The sequence below is a fragment of the Clostridiales bacterium genome (assembly GCA_030016385.1).
Classification (GTDB): domain Bacteria; phylum Bacillota; class Clostridia; order Clostridiales; family Oxobacteraceae; genus JASEJN01.
Genome location: JASEJN010000006.1, coordinates 43,935 through 60,127, shown reverse-complemented (window position 1 = coordinate 60,127; position 16,193 = coordinate 43,935). Strand labels below are relative to the sequence as shown.

Genomic DNA, 16,193 nt, shown 5'->3' with positions numbered 1-16,193 from the left:
CGTAGAGAATTTCTTGATTAAAAATAATAAATAATATTTTATGAGGTGATGGTATGGCACATTTAGCTTCATCTTTGGATACTAAAAGCGATTCCAATGTGCCGGTTCAGGGGACAGCTGAAATCAGTGATGGAAAAGTAATAGTAAAAGATCCGGAAATGGGAGGCAAAATGGCATGCATTTTGCCCGGAGAGGGTATAAAGTTATTCATAAACGATAGAGAAATAAAGAGCAGGGTATTGGTGGATAGCTCTGCAAAAATAAAATTAGAGCTTAAAGACAGCAAGCCAGAGAGGGCAATAAACGTAACGGTTTCAGAAGATTGCATGTCCGCATATATAAGCATCATTTACAACGATGGATATGAATATAAATTAGAAAATCATGCGCCTGTAACGGAGCTTATAATAAATGGAATACCGGTCAAAAAAATAGACTGCCGGCATTATACGAAGGATGAGGTTATAGAGGCGTTAAAATTAAATCAAGTTATTTATGGTATAAAAAATGATGTGCTCGATGATATAGTAAAAAAAGGTTGCGATACTTCGGTATTGATAGCCGAAGGGATACATACTGTCGAAGGCAGTAATGATGTAATAAAGTTGAAATTCCGGAAGGACAGGCATTTTATGAAGGTTAATGACCGTGTGGACTTTTACAGCATAGGCAAAATTGAATCCGTAGCAGCAGGCCAATTGATCGCGGAAAAGATCCCAGGGAAAGGCGGTACTTCTGGAATAGATGTAAGCGGGAAAAGGCTGCTCCCTAGAAAAATAAAAAGAATAGAAATGCTTGCAGGAAAAAATGTTGAGATTTCAGATGATAGAAGAAAAGCTTATGCCAAAATCCAAGGGCGCCCGGAGATTAAGGGCAATATATTAAGCGTACACGAGTTGTATGCGGTAAATGGCGATGTAAACCTCTCAACAGGAAATATTGAATTTATAGGTGATGTAGTTATAAGGGGCAATATAAACGATGGGATGAAGGTAAAATCAGGGAACAAGGTAATTGTATACGGAAACGTGACGGACGGAGAGATAATCGCAGGAAGCGATGTAACGGTGTATAAAAATGCTATAGGCAGCCATATCATGGCCGGACAGGCTGATTTTTTAAGACTCAACATCATAGACTATTTCAAAGAGATAAAAAAACTCATCGATGATATACTTTTAGTAGCCGTTGCACTCAAGAATACCGGAAAAGTACCGAAAACATATACCGACGGCGATATGATTAAATTTTTGACAGATACCAAATATATGCAGATTAAGGACAAGATCTCTGACCTTAAAGAGCTGCTATTTGAGAATAAAGAATATATAGATGATGATACGGTAAATATCGGAGCTCTGATAATCAAGTATTTTATGGGCAAGGGTCCGCTTCTTTTTACTGATTTTGATGATGTGAGAGAATTTGCAAAAAAAATAGAAACTCAGATTGGGATGCTTCGTTTAAGGGTCAATGCGCCTTCGAATGTTCATGTAAATTATATTCAGAATTCGTCCATTTCGACCAGCGGAAGCATTTTTGTATCGGGGAAAGGGTGCTATAATTCAATACTTGACTGCAGGGGCAACTGCATTTTTGAAAGAGAAGGAAGTGTATTAAGAGGTGGCAAAATAAAAGCAGGCGGAAGGATAAAGATCTATGAAATTGGTTCTCCGTTAGGGGCACCTACACTTGCCGGTACAGATGAAGAACAGGAAATATCTTGTGAAATAGCTAATATAAACAGCATGATAAAGATTAAGAATCAGGTTTATAAATTTGAATCCACAGTTAAAAATGTGAGGGCTTACCTGTACAAGGGTGAGCTTATGGTGGAAAAATCCAAGGCTTAGAAACAGGAGGTATATATTGGTGAGTACTCTCGAAGAAGAAAAAGGTGTGATTTTTAGGATAGAAAATGAAGAATACACAGTGGGCATAGACCAGGTTGACAGAATATTGGAATTTCAAAAGATAACCAGGATACCAAATTCACCGGATTATTTAAAGGGAGTTATTAAATATCAGGATAGGATTATTCCGGTGATAGATTTAAAAAAAAGATTCGGGTTAGACAATACCAATATTATCGATAGCACGAAGATAATCATTGTAAAACGTGAAGATGCCAATGTGGGAATTCTAATCGATGATGTGGAAAGCATATTCACGATAGAGGAAGGTTCGCTATGCCCTCCGCCGGATATAATATCCGGAATAGTAAGGGATTATATAAAAGGCGTTATAAAACTCGATAAAAGAGTTATCATTTATCTGGATCTTGGCAAAATACTCACATTTGATGAACAGAAAGAGATAAATAATCTAATCGGTTAAATGTGGCAGAGATGCTCGCATAGGGGAAGATGAAACAAAATCTGGAGGATTAAATGGAGATATGTGAGATTAGAGTTGGTATTGCAGATTACAAGGCGGCATATACACCTTCAAAGATTATTACAATTGGCCTTGGTTCCTGCGTGGGGGTTGTATTGCTCGATATTATATACAGGATAGGCGGATTAGCGCATATAATGCTTCCGGACAGCACACAGTTTTCAAATATTGCGAATCCGGCAAAGTTTGCAGATCTTGCGATACCGATTTTATTGAATAAAATGGAGTCTATGGGTGCTGATAAATCCAATATAGTTGCAAAAATAGGCGGCGGTGCGAGTATGTTTAACTTTTCAGACAGGAATTTGATTATGGATATAGGAAACAGAAATGTCGAATCTGTTAAAAACACTTTAAAGGGACTATCGATTCCCATAGAAGGAGAAGATACCGGAGGAAACCAGGGGAGGACTATGCTTCTGGACATAGGCGAAGGAAAAACATTCATAAAAACAGTGAATACCGGATACATAGAGATATAGGATAGAGGAGGTGCATTTTTTATATTTGAAGAATATTATTTCAATCGCTAAGCTCACAGTCTTAAGAGTCTGTAAACTCGTTCAGGGCAGAATCAAAACTCACTTAAGTTCAAACATTGATTCTGCTAATCCTGAAACTTCGTCAACAGACTCTAAAGCCTTTCCGCTAATTGCTCTTTCCATAATATTCTTCAAATAGTCTGTATGCACCCACATATAGGTAATCGCATGCAAAAGAGGTATGGGCTGCTTATTATTTCGCAGGAGGAAAGGAAGGTCAATAATAGTAAAGAACAATATAGATCAAAAAATACCAAGAAATTTTCATAAAAATAATATAAAGGCGATATGCGTTGCTGCTTCAACAGGGGGACCCAAGGCCATCGCCAAAATCATGGGAGATATCCCCGAGGGCTTTAAACTTCCGGTACTGATAGTTCAGCATATGCCCGGAAGGTTTACACGGGAATTTGCAGAAAGGCTCAATGATATATGCTGCTTGAATGTCAAGGAAGCTGAAGATGGCGATGAAATAAAAGATGGACATGCATATGTCGCCCCCGGCGGTTTCCATATGGAAGTTTTAAACAACCGCTTATATCTGAACAAGGAGCCTCCCTTACATGGCGTAAGGCCTTGCGCCGATAAGCTTTTTATATCGGCTGCCGAAAATTACAAGGATGGATTGATAGGGATTGTACTGACCGGAATGGGCACGGATGGTACGGCAGGATTGGAAGCTATAAATAAGGAAGGCGGCATCTGCATGGCAGAGGATAAAAGTACATGCACCATATATGGAATGCCAAGAAGCGCTATTGAGAAGGGTGTCGTGCATATAGTGGCGCCTGTTGACAAGATTATAGGCGAAGTTATTAAAATAATAGAATAATATAAGGGTGATTTATTTGGATGCAGAATTAAAACCCCTTGAAAGGTGGATATACAGGGAATTTAAAATAGATATATCTGCATATAAGTCCAATCAGATGAACAGAAGGCTTAGAAATATAATGCAAAGGTGCAATGCATCATCTGCAGAGGAATACATAGATATGCTTGAAAACAGTGAAAAGCTTCGCAGAAAACTTGCTGATTTTATAACTATAAATGTATCGGAGTTTTTCAGGAATAAAGATTTGTATATGGATCTTGAAGATAAAATAAAGGAGTACTTGATCTATAAACCCAGAAGCCTTAATATCTGGAGCGCGGCCTGCTCAAACGGAGCCGAACCATATTCAATTGCCATAATGCTGGATAAACTTACCCCGAATATATTTCACAGCATACTCGGGACGGATATAGATTCGACGATACTTGAAGCGGCCAAAAAGGGCGAGTACAGCAAAAACGATATCAAAAATGTCGATGAGCCTGTATTGAAAAGATATTTCACATTGAGGGGAGACAAATATCTGATAAACCCTTGCATAAAGGGCAGAGTGCAATTTAAAAAACACGATTTGATCCTTGATCCGTATGGAAGGGACTATGATCTTATAGTCTGCAGGAATGTAGTTATATATTTTACTCAGGAGGTCAAAGACAAAATATACGGAAAGCTTTATGAAGCTCTAAAGCCAGGAGGTATTTTATTTGTAGGTGCAACTGAAAGCATAATAAATTTCAGGGATTTTGGATTTGAAAAGGCATCTGCGTTTATCTACCGTAAAAAAACTTAATGGAGGTGATTTTGATATGGATACATCGCAATATTTATCATTATTTCTTGAGGAAACGGAAGAAAATATTGATAATCTGAACCAATCAATGCTTGAACTTGAGAAAGATCCTGAGAACACAGAGCTCATAAGCGGCATTTTCAGATATGCCCATACAATAAAGGGTATGGCGGCAACCATGGGGTTCAATAAAATGGCCGAGCTTACTCATTCGATGGAAAATGTTTTGGACAAGATTAGGAACAAGAATCTGAAGGCATCTACGGATATCGTAACAGTGCTCTTCCAGTGTGTGGATACTCTTGAAAAGATGTTAAAAAGCGTATCCGAAGGCGGAGGAGATGATTTTGATACATCGCAGATTATCGCAAAATTAAAGGGTCAAGATGGAGCAAAGGCGGACGAAAAAGTTGTCCACGATGCCGATGCAATAAAATATAACAAATATGATATTGACGTAATAAAAGAGGCTGAAGATAAGCTGTACAATGCTTATGAGATAAACATAACATTGAGGAAGGACTGCAAGCTAAAGGCAGCCCGGGCATTTCTCATATTTGACAGTCTTCAAAAGTGTGGTGAAATCGTAAAATCGGACCCTCCGGCTGAAAGTATAGAAAAAGAAGAGTTTAAAGACAGAATAATGCTGGTATTTGTAAGCCAGAAGAAACAGGATTTTGTCAAAAAAGTCATCGATGGCATATCTGAAATAGACAGTTTTACAGTGAATGAAATCGATGATAAAAAAATATCGGCTGGTGTTATGAATGAAACGTCCACAAAGCAGGTTGTTTCAGATGCCGGTAAAAAAAATAAAAATGTCCAGAATAAAACGAAAAAAAAGATAGGGCAGTCCGTAAGGGTAGATCTTGGGAAATTGGATAAGCTTATGAATCTTGTTGGAGAACTTGTTATTTACAGGACAAGACTTGAACAGATAGGGCGTTCCAATAATATTGCCGAACTCAACGAAACTCTGGAACAGTTTGCAAGGATTACCGGTGATCTGCAGGATATCGTCATGAAGGTGAGGATGATACCTCTTGAGATAGTATTTGGAAGGCTTCCTAGGATGGTAAGGGATCTGTCGACAGAGCTTGGGAAAGAGATAAACTTTGTAATAAAGGGTCAGGAGACTGAGCTTGACAGGACGGTAGTCGATGAACTTGGAGAGTCCATAGTCCATCTGCTCAGGAATGCTGTTGACCACGGCATCGAAAGCAGGGAGGAAAGAATCAAGGCGGGCAAGAATCCTGTTGGAAATGTGACGGTAACAGCATACCAGGAAGGGAATAAGGCTGTAATAAAAGTTGAAGATGACGGACACGGATTGGACGTAGAGAAAATAAAGAAAAAGGCCGTCGCAAAGGGTATAGATATCAATGGCATGAATGATAATGACATCAGGAATCTTATTTTCCTGGAAGGATTCAGTACAAGCGATAAGGTCACAGACATTTCCGGAAGAGGCGTAGGCATGGATGTCGTAAGGACGAAAGTCACATCGATAGGAGGTTCTGTCGATGTAAAAAGTGAGATGGGCAAAGGGACATCCTTTATCGTATATCTCCCGCTTACCCTATCCATAATTCAGGCATTGTTCGTAAAAGTTGCAGGCGAGATTTTCGCAATATCTTTTGGATTTATAGAAAAGATTCAACCTGTAAGCGAGAGCGATATAAAATATGCAAACGGGAAGGAAATCATCATATATAGAGATGAACTCGTAAGGCTTATAAGATTGTCTTCAAGTTTAAAGCTCAGGGATGAAAAAGAGAAGAATGGATTTATCGTAATAGTTAAAATAGGCGATAAAAAAGCTGCTCTTATGGTGGATTCGATTATCGGACAGCGCGAAATAGCTATAAAGCCGCTTGGAAAAAGCCTCAAGGATTTAAAACAGTATTCCGGTGCGACGATTACCGGAGATGGACGGGTTATGCTGATACTGGATGTAGTATCCATAATAACGGAAAGGTAAGAAAATGGATTACAGAAAATTAACGGAATTACAGATGGATGCGCTGAAGGAAATAGGGAATATTGGAGCGGGAAACGCCGCGACAGCGCTATCTCAAATGATACAAAGAAGAATAAATATGAATGTTCCGCAGATCGATATACTGCCAGTCGACGATATCGTATCGAGATTAGGCGGTAAGGAAGATAGGGTAATTGCAGTAGTACTCAGAGTATTCGGGGATGCTCCTGGGAATATATTATTTCTTCTAACGATGGAGAGCTCATACAGGCTGGTCGAAATGCTGACAGGCAGAAAAGAAACAGGAGACCTGGACGAATTTGAAATGTCGGCTCTGGAGGAAATAGGCAATATTCTATCCGGTGCATATTTAAATTCTATTGTAAAGTTTACAAAACTTGCAATGGTTTCGTCTGTCCCGGCTATTTCCAATGATATGCTTTTTCCGTTAATGACCAGCGTTTTCATGGAGTCGGAGCAGTTTGGAGATTATATAATGTCTATTGAAGCGAAGTTTAGCGAAGGCGACAGGGATATAAAGGGGTATTTCTTCTATATACCGAAGCCTGGTTCTCTTGAAAAAATAATCAGCAAATTAGGATTGATGTAAATAATATTTTGGAGGTGCAATTATGTCGGGGAAAATATTAATAGTAGATGATGCAGCATTCATGAGGATGATGATAAAAGATATACTGGTGAATAACGGATATGAAATTGCCGGCGAGGCAAGCAACGGCGCCAAGGCGATCGAACTTTATAAAAATGAAAGACCGGATCTTGTGACAATGGATATAACAATGCCTGATATGGATGGTATCGCAGCCGTAAAAGAGATAATAAAAATAGATCCTAACGCCAAGATAATAATGTGCAGTGCCTTAGGACAGCAGTCTATGGTTATGGAAGCCATTAAATCAGGAGCAAAGGACTTTATTGTAAAGCCGTTTCAGCCGGACAGGGTTATTGAGGCTTTAAAGAAAGTACTTGGTTAACCTGCAAACGGGAGGTAAATCAAATGCAGATTGTAGTTTTCTATGTTGGCAATGAAAAATATGCGATAGATACTTCACATGTTCAGATTATAAATAAAATGACAGATATTACCTGCGTTCCGTGTGCTCCTTCTTATATCAAAGGCCTTATCAATCTCAGGGGGAATATAATAACGGTATACGATCCGTATTTTATACTTGGAGTGAATGAAGCCGCCCCAAAACCTGAAAATATACTGATAGTTGAAACAGAAGACGAGACAATAGGCGTAACGGTTGATGGAGTTGCAGACGTAGTGGATATAAGTGAGGATGAAATAAAGGATATATCTGTTAAAGACAGTGATGAAAAAAAGTACATAAAAGGGACAATAAATATAAAAGACTATTTGGTTACATTAATCGATCCGGATGAATTTGTAAATGCAAATAAATAACTATAAATATAAGAAGAGGTATGAATATGAGCGAAATATTATCCCAGAATGAAATAGATGAACTTCTTTCAGCGCTGTCATCAGGCCAGATAGTTCCCGAAGCCGTTCCTGAGACTAAGAATAAACATCAGGTAAAAAAATATGATTTTAAATCTCCAAAAAAATTTTCCAAGGATCATATAACAACACTTGAGATGGTACATGAAAATTATGCGAGGATTATTTCGGGATTTTTGACAGCCCAGGTAAGGACGAACGTACAGGTGAATGTGGCAATTGTCGATCAGGTAACATATGAAGAATTCATCCGGTCCATAAGCAATCCGACGATACTGACAATATACAAGATGCCTCCGCTTTCCGGCTCGCTGCTTCTCGAGACAAGCCCGCAGTTTGTATTTCAGATACTGGATGTATTATTCGGCGGGTCGGGGCAGATGACATACAAAGTAAGGGATTTTACGGAGATCGAAAAAACAGTCATGAGGACCATATGCGAAAAACTGGTTGAAAACCTTAAACTGGCATGGGAAGACATTATGGATGTGCAGCCTGAAATACAGGATATAGAGACAAATCCGGCGTTGAACCAGACGATGGCTCCAAATGAACCTGTTGCAATTATTACTCTGAGCGTAAAGATGAATGGCATCCAGACATACATAAATCTTTGCATACCCTATATAGCAATTGAAAAAGTTCTCGATAAGATAGTTATAAAATACTGGACAGGTACGGAGACGTTAAATAAAAACGAAGACAGAAATATCATGAAAAAAAGGATAGAAGACGTGCCTCTAAAGCTCACGGCGATTTTAGGAAAGACTCAGATATTTATAAAAAACTTTCTGGACCTGCAGGCGGGTGATGTGATAACTTTTGATAATTCTGTAAAAGCACCAATTGATTTATATATTGAAAACAATTTATGCTATAAGGTAATTCCGGGTACTTACAACAAAAAGAGAGCAGTACAGATAGCACAAATAATAGAAAAGGATGTGGAAGGGTATGAATAACGATATATTATCGCAGAAGGAAATAGATGCTCTGCTAAGCAGCAATGACGAGGCTTTAAAAGTTTCGGACGATCTCGATGATGAGGATAAGGATCTTTTGGGTGAAATAGGGAATATCTGTATGGGCTCTGCTGCCACAGCCCTTTCAAAACTTATAAACCAGAAGGTAAGCATAACTACTCCAAAGGTAAAAGTTACGACACTTGATGAACTCAAAAAGACATTTGAAGTTCCCAATATTTCAATAGAAGTCAGGTTCATTAAGGGTTTGGGGGGTGCAAACCTTCTTGTGCTCAAGGTGCCGGATGCAGGTATCATAGCTGACCTTATGATGGGGCAAAAGGGCGATAGAAAGGTTATGGAGCTTTCGGAAATCGAAATGAGCGCCGTATCCGAGGCTATGAACCAGATGATAGGAACTGCCGCAACTTCTATGGCATCGATGTTTAAGCGCGAAGTGAATATTTCACCTCCGAATGCATTCCTCTGGGATAATAAGGCACAAAGATTGAGCAATGTTATAGAAGAGGGAGAAAAAGTAGTCCATGTAGCATTCAAGCTAAAGGTGGGTTCACTGGTCGATAGCGAGATAATGCAGCTCTTCCCCATTGAAACGGCGCAAAGTATAATAGATGCCATGAATCAAAACTATAGGGGATCTCAAAATGAAAATGAAGCAGCAGCGGAAGATCCGGCTCCTGCCGATGATGGTATAAAGGAAAAAACGGATGAAAAAGAGGATCCACAAAAGGATGAAGTACTTGTCGATAAAGCACAGTTTATGCCTTTGCATGATTGCAGTCCAAAAGGCAATGAAAGGAATATCGATCTTATACTGGATGTCCCCATAGAAATTTCAGCTATACTCGGGAGGACGACCAAAACTATCAAGGAGATACTGGACCTTAATAACGGCTCTTTAATCGAGCTCGATAAATTGGTGGAGGAACCCGTCGATATACTTGTAAACGGCAAGATGGTGGCTCAGGGTGAAGTAGTCGTTGTAAATGAAAACTTTGGCGTGAGGATTACAAATATAGTGAGCAATGCAGAAAGGGTAAAAGGGCTTAAGGACAAATAAGGCAGGGTGATAAAATGGATGATATATATTATATGAAAAAGTTCACATGCCCTGTTTGCGAGAATGTCTTCAGCTCTACAAAGATAAAATCGAGCAAGTTAATCCCTTTGAAGACCGATACGGATATGTGTACATATTATAAGGGACTCAATCCATATTTTTATGAGATAAATGTTTGCCCCAAATGCGGTTTCGCTTTTTCCGATCATTTTAAGCATGAACTAAGAGTAAATGATAAAAGCAGTTTTTTAAAAATTTTTTCCAGCCGTTGGAAAAAGCAGGATTTATGTGGAATAAGGACATTTGATCAGGCTGTAGATGCTTTTGAAATCGCAATATTGAGCGGACAGATCGTAAATTTGAATCCCGGAAAGATGGCCGTAATATGCCTGAGGTTATCGTGGATATACCGCATGCAGAATAAAAAAGATGATGAGAGAAGATTTATGAAATCCGCAGTGGACTTACTTGAAAAGGCATATGAAGTTGGAGGTATCGACGATGACGAGGATATAAGCCCTGAAATTTTAGTTTACTTGCTGGGGGAACTTAATTTCAGGCTTGGGAATCGGAATGAGACTGTTAAATGGTTTAATATTGCGATATCCAGATACAGCAAGGATCCGTCTGTAAAAAAAAGGATTTCAAATATGATCTCGGATCGATGGCTGGAGATAAAGGATAATTTCAAATAGGATATCGTGTGTTTTAAGGAAAGAAATAGGATATTTTTCCCTGTAAAGTTTATATGGAAATTGCCGAGAATATAATATAAATATTTTAGGACGGTGTTAAAATGAAGGTTACAAGGGACAACGGAATAAGGGCTGTGGAGATATATGCTGAAAACAAGTTAAAACCGGTGCATGAAAGAGGCACGATAAGTAAAAAGGGTGATACAATCGAAATTTCAAAAGAAGGAAAAGAGATCGCAAAGTATGTTTCCATTGTAAAGAATATATCCGACATAAGGGTCCAGAAAATAGAAGAGTTGAAACAAAAGATCGAAAGCGGAAAGTATGATGTGTCGTCGGAGGATATCGCCAAGAAAATAGTAAACGCTATAAAAGGAAAGGAAATATAGCTAAGGATGTGAGATAGGTTGGATATTGTACGGATTATAGGGTTATATACCGGATATCTTTTGGAAATGCTTGATGTGATTTCCGATGAAAGGGAGATATTGATCAAGGATGAAGCAAGTAAACTTGAAGATAGAATCGAGAAAAAAATGTATCTTGCAGGCAAAATAAAAGATGTGGATAATATGAGGCAGGAAATGTTTAGCGGAAAAAAGTTGAGTGATTTTGTAAGGGCGGGCATCTTAAAGAAAAGTGATGCCGACAGGTTTATAAAACTTGTTAACACTGTTGAGGAAGAGAATGAAACGAACATGGCCCTGACAGAACAGTCTTTGAGTTATATAAGATTTGTAAAATCAGCGCTGAATCTAAATCCTGCCGCGTTAACATATAAAAATAGCGGAAAAATCGATAGTGGAGAAACCGGCAGTATATTTACAAAAAAAGCATAGGAGGGATTTTATGAGCGGATTATTCAGTATATTTAATATTGCAAAAAACGGTATACGGACTCATCAGACGGGATTGCAGGTAATAGCCCATAATGTGGCGAATGCGGATACTGATGGCTATTCTGTACAAAGGGCAAATATAAGGACAACCACTCCTTTTGGGATACCTTCTCTGAACAGTTACTGCGGCCCCGGACAGCTTGGGACAGGCTCGATAGTTTCAAGCATAGACAGGGCAAGGGACCAATTTATTGATACTCAGATAAGAAAAGAAACCAGCACCCTTGGGAAATATGACGCAAGGCAGCAGTCTCTGTCGGAGGTGGAGGCAGTATTCAATGAGCCTTCGGATACCGGCTTGTCTTCGGTCTTGGATAAATTCTGGAGCTCATGGCAGCAGCTTTCCACGAATCCGGAACCCAATTCAACTGCCAGGACATTGGTTGTACAAAATGCCGAATCCCTTGCAACAGCAATAAACCATAACTATGATCAGCTTACGAATATAGAAACAAATGCTGCGGACATGACAAATCAGCAGGTGTCTGAAGTCAATAACATATTGAAACAGATAAGCGACTTAAACAAGCAGATCAAGGCCGTTAAAATAGGGGGTGAAAACCCCAATGATCTTTTAGACAGACGCGATTTATTGTTGGATCAGCTTTCGGAGAGGTTCGGATTTGAGGTAGATAAGGGTAATTTGGAGAGCATATCCATAAATGCAAAAACAAGCGATGGAAGCACGGTGAATGTTCTTTCAGGAACAGATGTAACAAATGGCCTTTCTTTTATAAAAGATGTAAAAAACGTATCCGGAAACTGGCAGGTAACGGTTTACGTAGATGGCAATGTCAATAATGAAAAAACAATAGATATCGATGAGGCGACTGCAAAATCCATTGCCAATATCGATGCAGGCAATAATGTAACATCTTTAAAGACCCATATAATATTTTATAACAACGATGGCGGTACGGATAATATAAAGGCGGCGATATTTGAAAGCGGGAGCTTGAACGGGAATGAAACAATAAGCAGCGAGGTTATGAAATATAAGGATCAGCTCAACAATCTTGCAAAAGTGCTGGCCATTTCAGTCAATACGATACATTCCGGCTCCACCGATCCCGATGATACGGACACGGTGAATTTTTTCGATAAAGAAGCCGAAACGGCCGATGAACCTGCAAAAGTTATAAGTGTAAATCAGGAAATCATAGATGACCCTAAAAAGATAAATGCCGGGAACTATTTAAATGGCGACCCTAATTTCAGCGAAGGAAACGGAGAGCGTGCCTTGCTTATGGGACAGCTTCAATCGGCGGGGCTTGATATTTTGAATATAAAAAGCAGAGAGGATTTTATCAACAAATCGGATGCAAATGTGACCCCCGATAATCTAAAAATAGGCGGGACTCCAAACGGGATTACAATCGACAATTATTTCAAGAGCACCATTGCGGAGCTTGGAGTTTCAAGTCAGGAGGCCCAAAGGATGGTCACCAATCAGAATGTCCTGTTGTCCCAGCTAAAGACAAAGCAGCAGTCGGTATCTGGTGTTTCGATAGATGAAGAGATAACGAATATGATACAGTTTCAAAGGGCATATGAAGCAAATGCAAAGATGGTAAGTGTGATAGACGGGCTTCTCGATGTCGTTATAAACGGTCTTATCAAATAGGCGGTGAAAGAAATGAGAATAACAAACAAGATTTTGGTACAGGGGTATTTGTCCGACCTGTCAAACAATTTAGAGAATATGCAAAGGCTTGAGGGACAGCTTTCAACCGGAATCCTGGTCAGGAAGCCTTCGGATGATCCTTTCAAAGCGGCAAGGGTCATGGAGATAAATACGACAATTTCCATGTACGGAAGATATAAGGAAAACATGAGCGAGGGACAGGACTGGTTGAAGACAACCGATTTAACGCTGGGGCAGGTTGGCGATGTGTTAAAAAGGGTCCATGACCTCGTCGTCCAGGCGAGCAACGATACATATGACGCTCCGCAGAGAAAATCCATGGCTGAGGAGGTTTCACAGCTCAAGGAACAATTAGTCCAGGTTGGAAATACTAATTTCAACGGCAAATATATATTTGGCGGTGATAAAACTACAAGCGCACCTTTTGTAGAAAATTCCGGAGTCGTAAGTTATAACGGCTCTACAGTTGGGTTGGTGAAGGAATTTTCGCAGGGTGTAAAGATGGATATAGCAACTACGGGAGATAAATTTCAGGATATATTTGCGACGCTGGATGAAATAATCGGCAACTTGAACGCAGGGAATTCGCCTTCAGCTAATATGGATACGTTAGAGGATGAGCAGGATAACATTTTAGATCTTCGTGCAAAGGCTGGCGCCATGTCAAACAGGCTTGATGCTATGGTTTCCAAAAATGATGATGAAAATCTGAACATGACTGAACTTCTTTCGAAGACACAGGATGTGGATATAGCACAGAAAGTGATGGAATTCAATGTAGCGGAAAATGTATATGTGGCATCGCTGCAAACAGGTGCCAAGGTACTCCAGCCAAGCATACTGGATTTTTTAAAATAGAAAATTGGAATAGAAAGGAGATAGACAAATGAGCACTATATCGCAAGTCGGGCAGAGTTCCACTCCATCAGGCATGACAGGTGCAGGCGGAGGGGATATGCTGAGGATTCTGGGCCTTAATACGGGCCTTGATGTCGATTCCATTGTGGAGAAGATGCTTACTTCAGACCAGGTAAGGATAAATACAGAAGATTCCAAACTTCAAAAGCTGCAATGGAAACAGGAGGCATACCAGGATATAATAGCCGAAATTAAAAAGCTGCAGGATTCATATTTTAACTTGACCAAAATGAGTTCAGCGGTTACAAACGGAAGCAATTATAACGTATACAAGGCGGTGTCAGCCGATGAATCCATAGTTATGGCTGTTGCTTCATCGAATGCCGTTGAAGGCAATTATACCGTAAATGTTATCAATACCGCTAAAAAAGCCATGATTACAGGGAATAAGATGGAAGGAATAGATGCGTCTACAAAGTTGTCGGATCTTGGAATTACAGTTTCGGACAAGCTTACTTTAAAAGTCGATGATACGGACTCGTATAATATTACATTTACGGATTCAGATGAAACGGTCGGGAACTTTCTGTATAAAATAAACAGCCAGACAGAAGGAAAGGTTTCGGGATACTTTGATGAGATATCGCAAAAGATTACGTTGCAGAGAAACGATACCGGTTCATCCCATAAGATACAGGTAATCGGGACAGATTTATCCGATAAATTGACGCTGACAGCAGGAGCAGACTCAACGGATGCAGGCGGTACAAATGCAAACTTTACTATAACGTCGCCGTTTGGCGAATCTAAGAGTTTAAGTACGGAGACCAATGATACAACAATTAACGGTATAACATTTACCCTTGCAGGGAAGGAAAACTCGACGGCTACGGTAAACGTCGCATCAGACGTCGATACTACGTTCAATCTTATCAAGGGATTTATAGACAGCTACAATGATTTAGTCGACAAGGTACAGGGGGAAGTCAGCTTTGATGAACCTTTAAATAAGCAATACCAGCCACTTACGGATGCCCAGAAAGAGCAGATGACTCAGGACCAAATAGATAAATGGAATGAACAAGCAAAATCGGGAATTCTGCAGAACGATTCGCTTCTTATCGAAATGATGGATAAATTAAGGAATGCTTTTTTTGACAAAATAAACGATATGTCTCTTCCATTTGGGAGAAATATAGGCCTTGACACGACAGACGACCATAAAAAAGGCGGAAGGATAGAATTTACCCAGGGGGGAGAAGACATACTCAAAAGTGTTATAAGAAACAACCGTTCGGAAATTACAGATTTATTTACAAGGGAAAGCGACAGCACCGATCCCAAGGAAAAATATAATAATGAAGGTATATTCCAGAGGATTGACGATATATTTGTCGAGTATGTAGGAAGAACAGGGACGTACTTAAATGACGGCATACTTTCATCTATAGCAAACAAGCAAAACGATTACAGCGAAACTGGCATAGGCGGTATAGGCAATACCCTCCCCGACCAGATATACAGGCAAAACCAGTATATAAAACAGCTTACGGACAGAATGAGTGATGATAAGGAAAAATATTACAAGCAGTTTTCAGCTCTTGAGGTTGCCATGGAAAATTTAAATGCCCAGTCGAATTGGCTCTATCAACAGCTTGCATAGGCGGGTGGCATGAATGGATATAAGATCTGAGCTTATAAATTTTCAGCATATCACCGGTGAATTGATAGAGGCGGCGGACAGCGATGATTTTGAAAAAATCAATATGCTTTTGGCCAAAAGACAGGAATTGATAAACAGAATAAGCGAGAGCAGGTTTGATAGGAAATTATTCAAGGATATCTGCATCCAGATGAAGCTTTTAGAGCTTGAGAAGAAATTGAGCGAGAAGCTCTCTTTAAAAAGGGAACAGGTAAAAGAAAAGATAGATAATATTTCAAATAGTTACAGGATAAGCAGTTCCTATAACAAAATACTTTCAAAATCGATATTTTTAAGCAGAAGGGTATAAAGTATTG

Annotated in this window: 18 protein-coding genes; all 18 read left to right on the top strand. The window is 39.4% G+C overall.

Annotated elements, in window-relative coordinates:
- Positions 1–53: 53 nt before the first annotated feature.
- The 18 genes from QME45_02735 to fliT all read left to right on the top strand — a co-directional run bounded on the left by QME45_02735 (position 54) and on the right by fliT (position 16,186).
- Positions 54–1,853, top strand: coding sequence for a FapA family protein (locus QME45_02735; protein ID MDI6617576.1), 1,800 nt, complete (start codon positions 54–56; stop codon positions 1,851–1,853).
- A 19-nt stretch (positions 1,854–1,872) separates the two neighbouring features.
- Entirely contained in the window at positions 1,873–2,337 is a 465-nt protein-coding gene (locus tag QME45_02730; GenBank protein MDI6617575.1) for a chemotaxis protein CheW, read from the top strand.
- A gap of 53 nt (positions 2,338–2,390) precedes the next feature.
- Complete coding sequence (locus QME45_02725) at positions 2,391–2,879, top strand: chemotaxis protein CheD (GenBank protein MDI6617574.1); 489 nt, start codon at positions 2,391–2,393, stop codon at positions 2,877–2,879.
- A 241-nt stretch (positions 2,880–3,120) separates the two neighbouring features.
- Positions 3,121–3,771 (top strand): CheB methylesterase domain-containing protein, encoded by a 651-nt coding sequence (locus QME45_02720; GenBank protein MDI6617573.1) that lies wholly within the window; start codon positions 3,121–3,123, stop codon positions 3,769–3,771.
- A 16-nt stretch (positions 3,772–3,787) separates the two neighbouring features.
- Positions 3,788–4,564: a protein-glutamate O-methyltransferase CheR gene (locus tag QME45_02715; GenBank protein ID MDI6617572.1), complete on the top strand. Its 777-nt coding sequence runs from the start codon at positions 3,788–3,790 to the stop codon at positions 4,562–4,564.
- Positions 4,565–4,580: 16 nt separating this feature from the next.
- Positions 4,581–6,545, top strand: coding sequence for a chemotaxis protein CheA (locus QME45_02710; protein MDI6617571.1), 1,965 nt, complete (start codon positions 4,581–4,583; stop codon positions 6,543–6,545).
- Between the two features lie 4 nt (positions 6,546–6,549).
- Positions 6,550–7,155 (top strand): chemotaxis protein CheC, encoded by a 606-nt coding sequence (locus QME45_02705; GenBank protein ID MDI6617570.1) that lies wholly within the window; start codon positions 6,550–6,552, stop codon positions 7,153–7,155.
- Between the two features lie 22 nt (positions 7,156–7,177).
- Positions 7,178–7,540: a response regulator gene (locus QME45_02700; protein ID MDI6617569.1), complete on the top strand. Its 363-nt coding sequence runs from the start codon at positions 7,178–7,180 to the stop codon at positions 7,538–7,540.
- A gap of 23 nt (positions 7,541–7,563) precedes the next feature.
- Positions 7,564–7,977 carry a chemotaxis protein CheW gene (locus tag QME45_02695; protein ID MDI6617568.1) on the top strand — a complete coding sequence of 138 codons (414 nt, stop codon included), beginning with the start codon at positions 7,564–7,566 and terminating at the stop codon, positions 7,975–7,977.
- 26 nt (positions 7,978–8,003) lie between these two features.
- Entirely contained in the window at positions 8,004–8,996 is a 993-nt protein-coding gene (gene fliM, locus QME45_02690; protein MDI6617567.1) for a flagellar motor switch protein FliM, read from the top strand.
- The gene (gene fliY / locus QME45_02685) at positions 8,989–10,077 is read left to right on the top strand and encodes a flagellar motor switch phosphatase FliY (GenBank protein MDI6617566.1); all 1,089 of its coding nucleotides are present in this window, start codon (positions 8,989–8,991) and stop codon (positions 10,075–10,077) included. Before fliM ends, fliY begins: the two co-directional genes overlap by 8 nt.
- A 14-nt stretch (positions 10,078–10,091) precedes the next feature.
- The gene (locus tag QME45_02680) at positions 10,092–10,772 is read left to right on the top strand and encodes a DUF2225 domain-containing protein (GenBank protein MDI6617565.1); all 681 of its coding nucleotides are present in this window, start codon (positions 10,092–10,094) and stop codon (positions 10,770–10,772) included.
- Positions 10,773–10,873: 101 nt separating this feature from the next.
- The gene (gene flgM / locus QME45_02675; GenBank protein MDI6617564.1) at positions 10,874–11,161 is read left to right on the top strand and encodes a flagellar biosynthesis anti-sigma factor FlgM; all 288 of its coding nucleotides are present in this window, start codon (positions 10,874–10,876) and stop codon (positions 11,159–11,161) included.
- An 18-nt stretch (positions 11,162–11,179) separates the two neighbouring features.
- The gene (gene flgN, locus QME45_02670; protein MDI6617563.1) at positions 11,180–11,611 is read left to right on the top strand and encodes a flagellar export chaperone FlgN; all 432 of its coding nucleotides are present in this window, start codon (positions 11,180–11,182) and stop codon (positions 11,609–11,611) included.
- A gap of 10 nt (positions 11,612–11,621) precedes the next feature.
- On the top strand, positions 11,622–13,295 hold the full coding sequence (flgK, locus tag QME45_02665) for a flagellar hook-associated protein FlgK (protein ID MDI6617562.1): 1,674 nt from the start codon (positions 11,622–11,624) through the stop codon (positions 13,293–13,295).
- A 12-nt stretch (positions 13,296–13,307) separates the two neighbouring features.
- A complete protein-coding gene (gene flgL / locus QME45_02660; protein ID MDI6617561.1) occupies positions 13,308–14,174 on the top strand; it encodes a flagellar hook-associated protein FlgL in 867 nt (288 codons plus the stop codon).
- A 28-nt stretch (positions 14,175–14,202) separates the two neighbouring features.
- Positions 14,203–15,837, top strand: a complete 1,635-nt coding sequence (gene fliD / locus QME45_02655; protein MDI6617560.1) for a flagellar filament capping protein FliD — start codon at positions 14,203–14,205, stop codon at positions 15,835–15,837.
- 13 nt (positions 15,838–15,850) lie between these two features.
- Positions 15,851–16,186 (top strand): flagellar protein FliT, encoded by a 336-nt coding sequence (gene fliT / locus QME45_02650; protein ID MDI6617559.1) that lies wholly within the window; start codon positions 15,851–15,853, stop codon positions 16,184–16,186.
- Positions 16,187–16,193: the final 7 nt, after the last annotated feature.

Coding starts and splice junctions, on each gene's coding strand:
- QME45_02735 (MDI6617576.1), top strand. CDS start 54: ATGGCACATTTAGCTTCATCTTTGGATACTAAAAGCGATTCCAATGTG.
- QME45_02725 (MDI6617574.1), top strand. CDS start 2,391: ATGGAGATATGTGAGATTAGAGTTGGTATTGCAGATTACAAGGCGGCA.
- QME45_02720 (MDI6617573.1), top strand. CDS start 3,121: ATGGGCTGCTTATTATTTCGCAGGAGGAAAGGAAGGTCAATAATAGTA.
- QME45_02710 (MDI6617571.1), top strand. CDS start 4,581: ATGGATACATCGCAATATTTATCATTATTTCTTGAGGAAACGGAAGAA.
- QME45_02705 (MDI6617570.1), top strand. CDS start 6,550: ATGGATTACAGAAAATTAACGGAATTACAGATGGATGCGCTGAAGGAA.
- QME45_02700 (MDI6617569.1), top strand. CDS start 7,178: ATGTCGGGGAAAATATTAATAGTAGATGATGCAGCATTCATGAGGATG.
- QME45_02695 (MDI6617568.1), top strand. CDS start 7,564: ATGCAGATTGTAGTTTTCTATGTTGGCAATGAAAAATATGCGATAGAT.
- fliM (MDI6617567.1), top strand. CDS start 8,004: ATGAGCGAAATATTATCCCAGAATGAAATAGATGAACTTCTTTCAGCG.
- fliY (MDI6617566.1), top strand. CDS start 8,989: ATGAATAACGATATATTATCGCAGAAGGAAATAGATGCTCTGCTAAGC.
- QME45_02680 (MDI6617565.1), top strand. CDS start 10,092: ATGGATGATATATATTATATGAAAAAGTTCACATGCCCTGTTTGCGAG.
- flgM (MDI6617564.1), top strand. CDS start 10,874: ATGAAGGTTACAAGGGACAACGGAATAAGGGCTGTGGAGATATATGCT.
- flgK (MDI6617562.1), top strand. CDS start 11,622: ATGAGCGGATTATTCAGTATATTTAATATTGCAAAAAACGGTATACGG.
- flgL (MDI6617561.1), top strand. CDS start 13,308: ATGAGAATAACAAACAAGATTTTGGTACAGGGGTATTTGTCCGACCTG.
- fliD (MDI6617560.1), top strand. CDS start 14,203: ATGAGCACTATATCGCAAGTCGGGCAGAGTTCCACTCCATCAGGCATG.
- fliT (MDI6617559.1), top strand. CDS start 15,851: ATGGATATAAGATCTGAGCTTATAAATTTTCAGCATATCACCGGTGAA.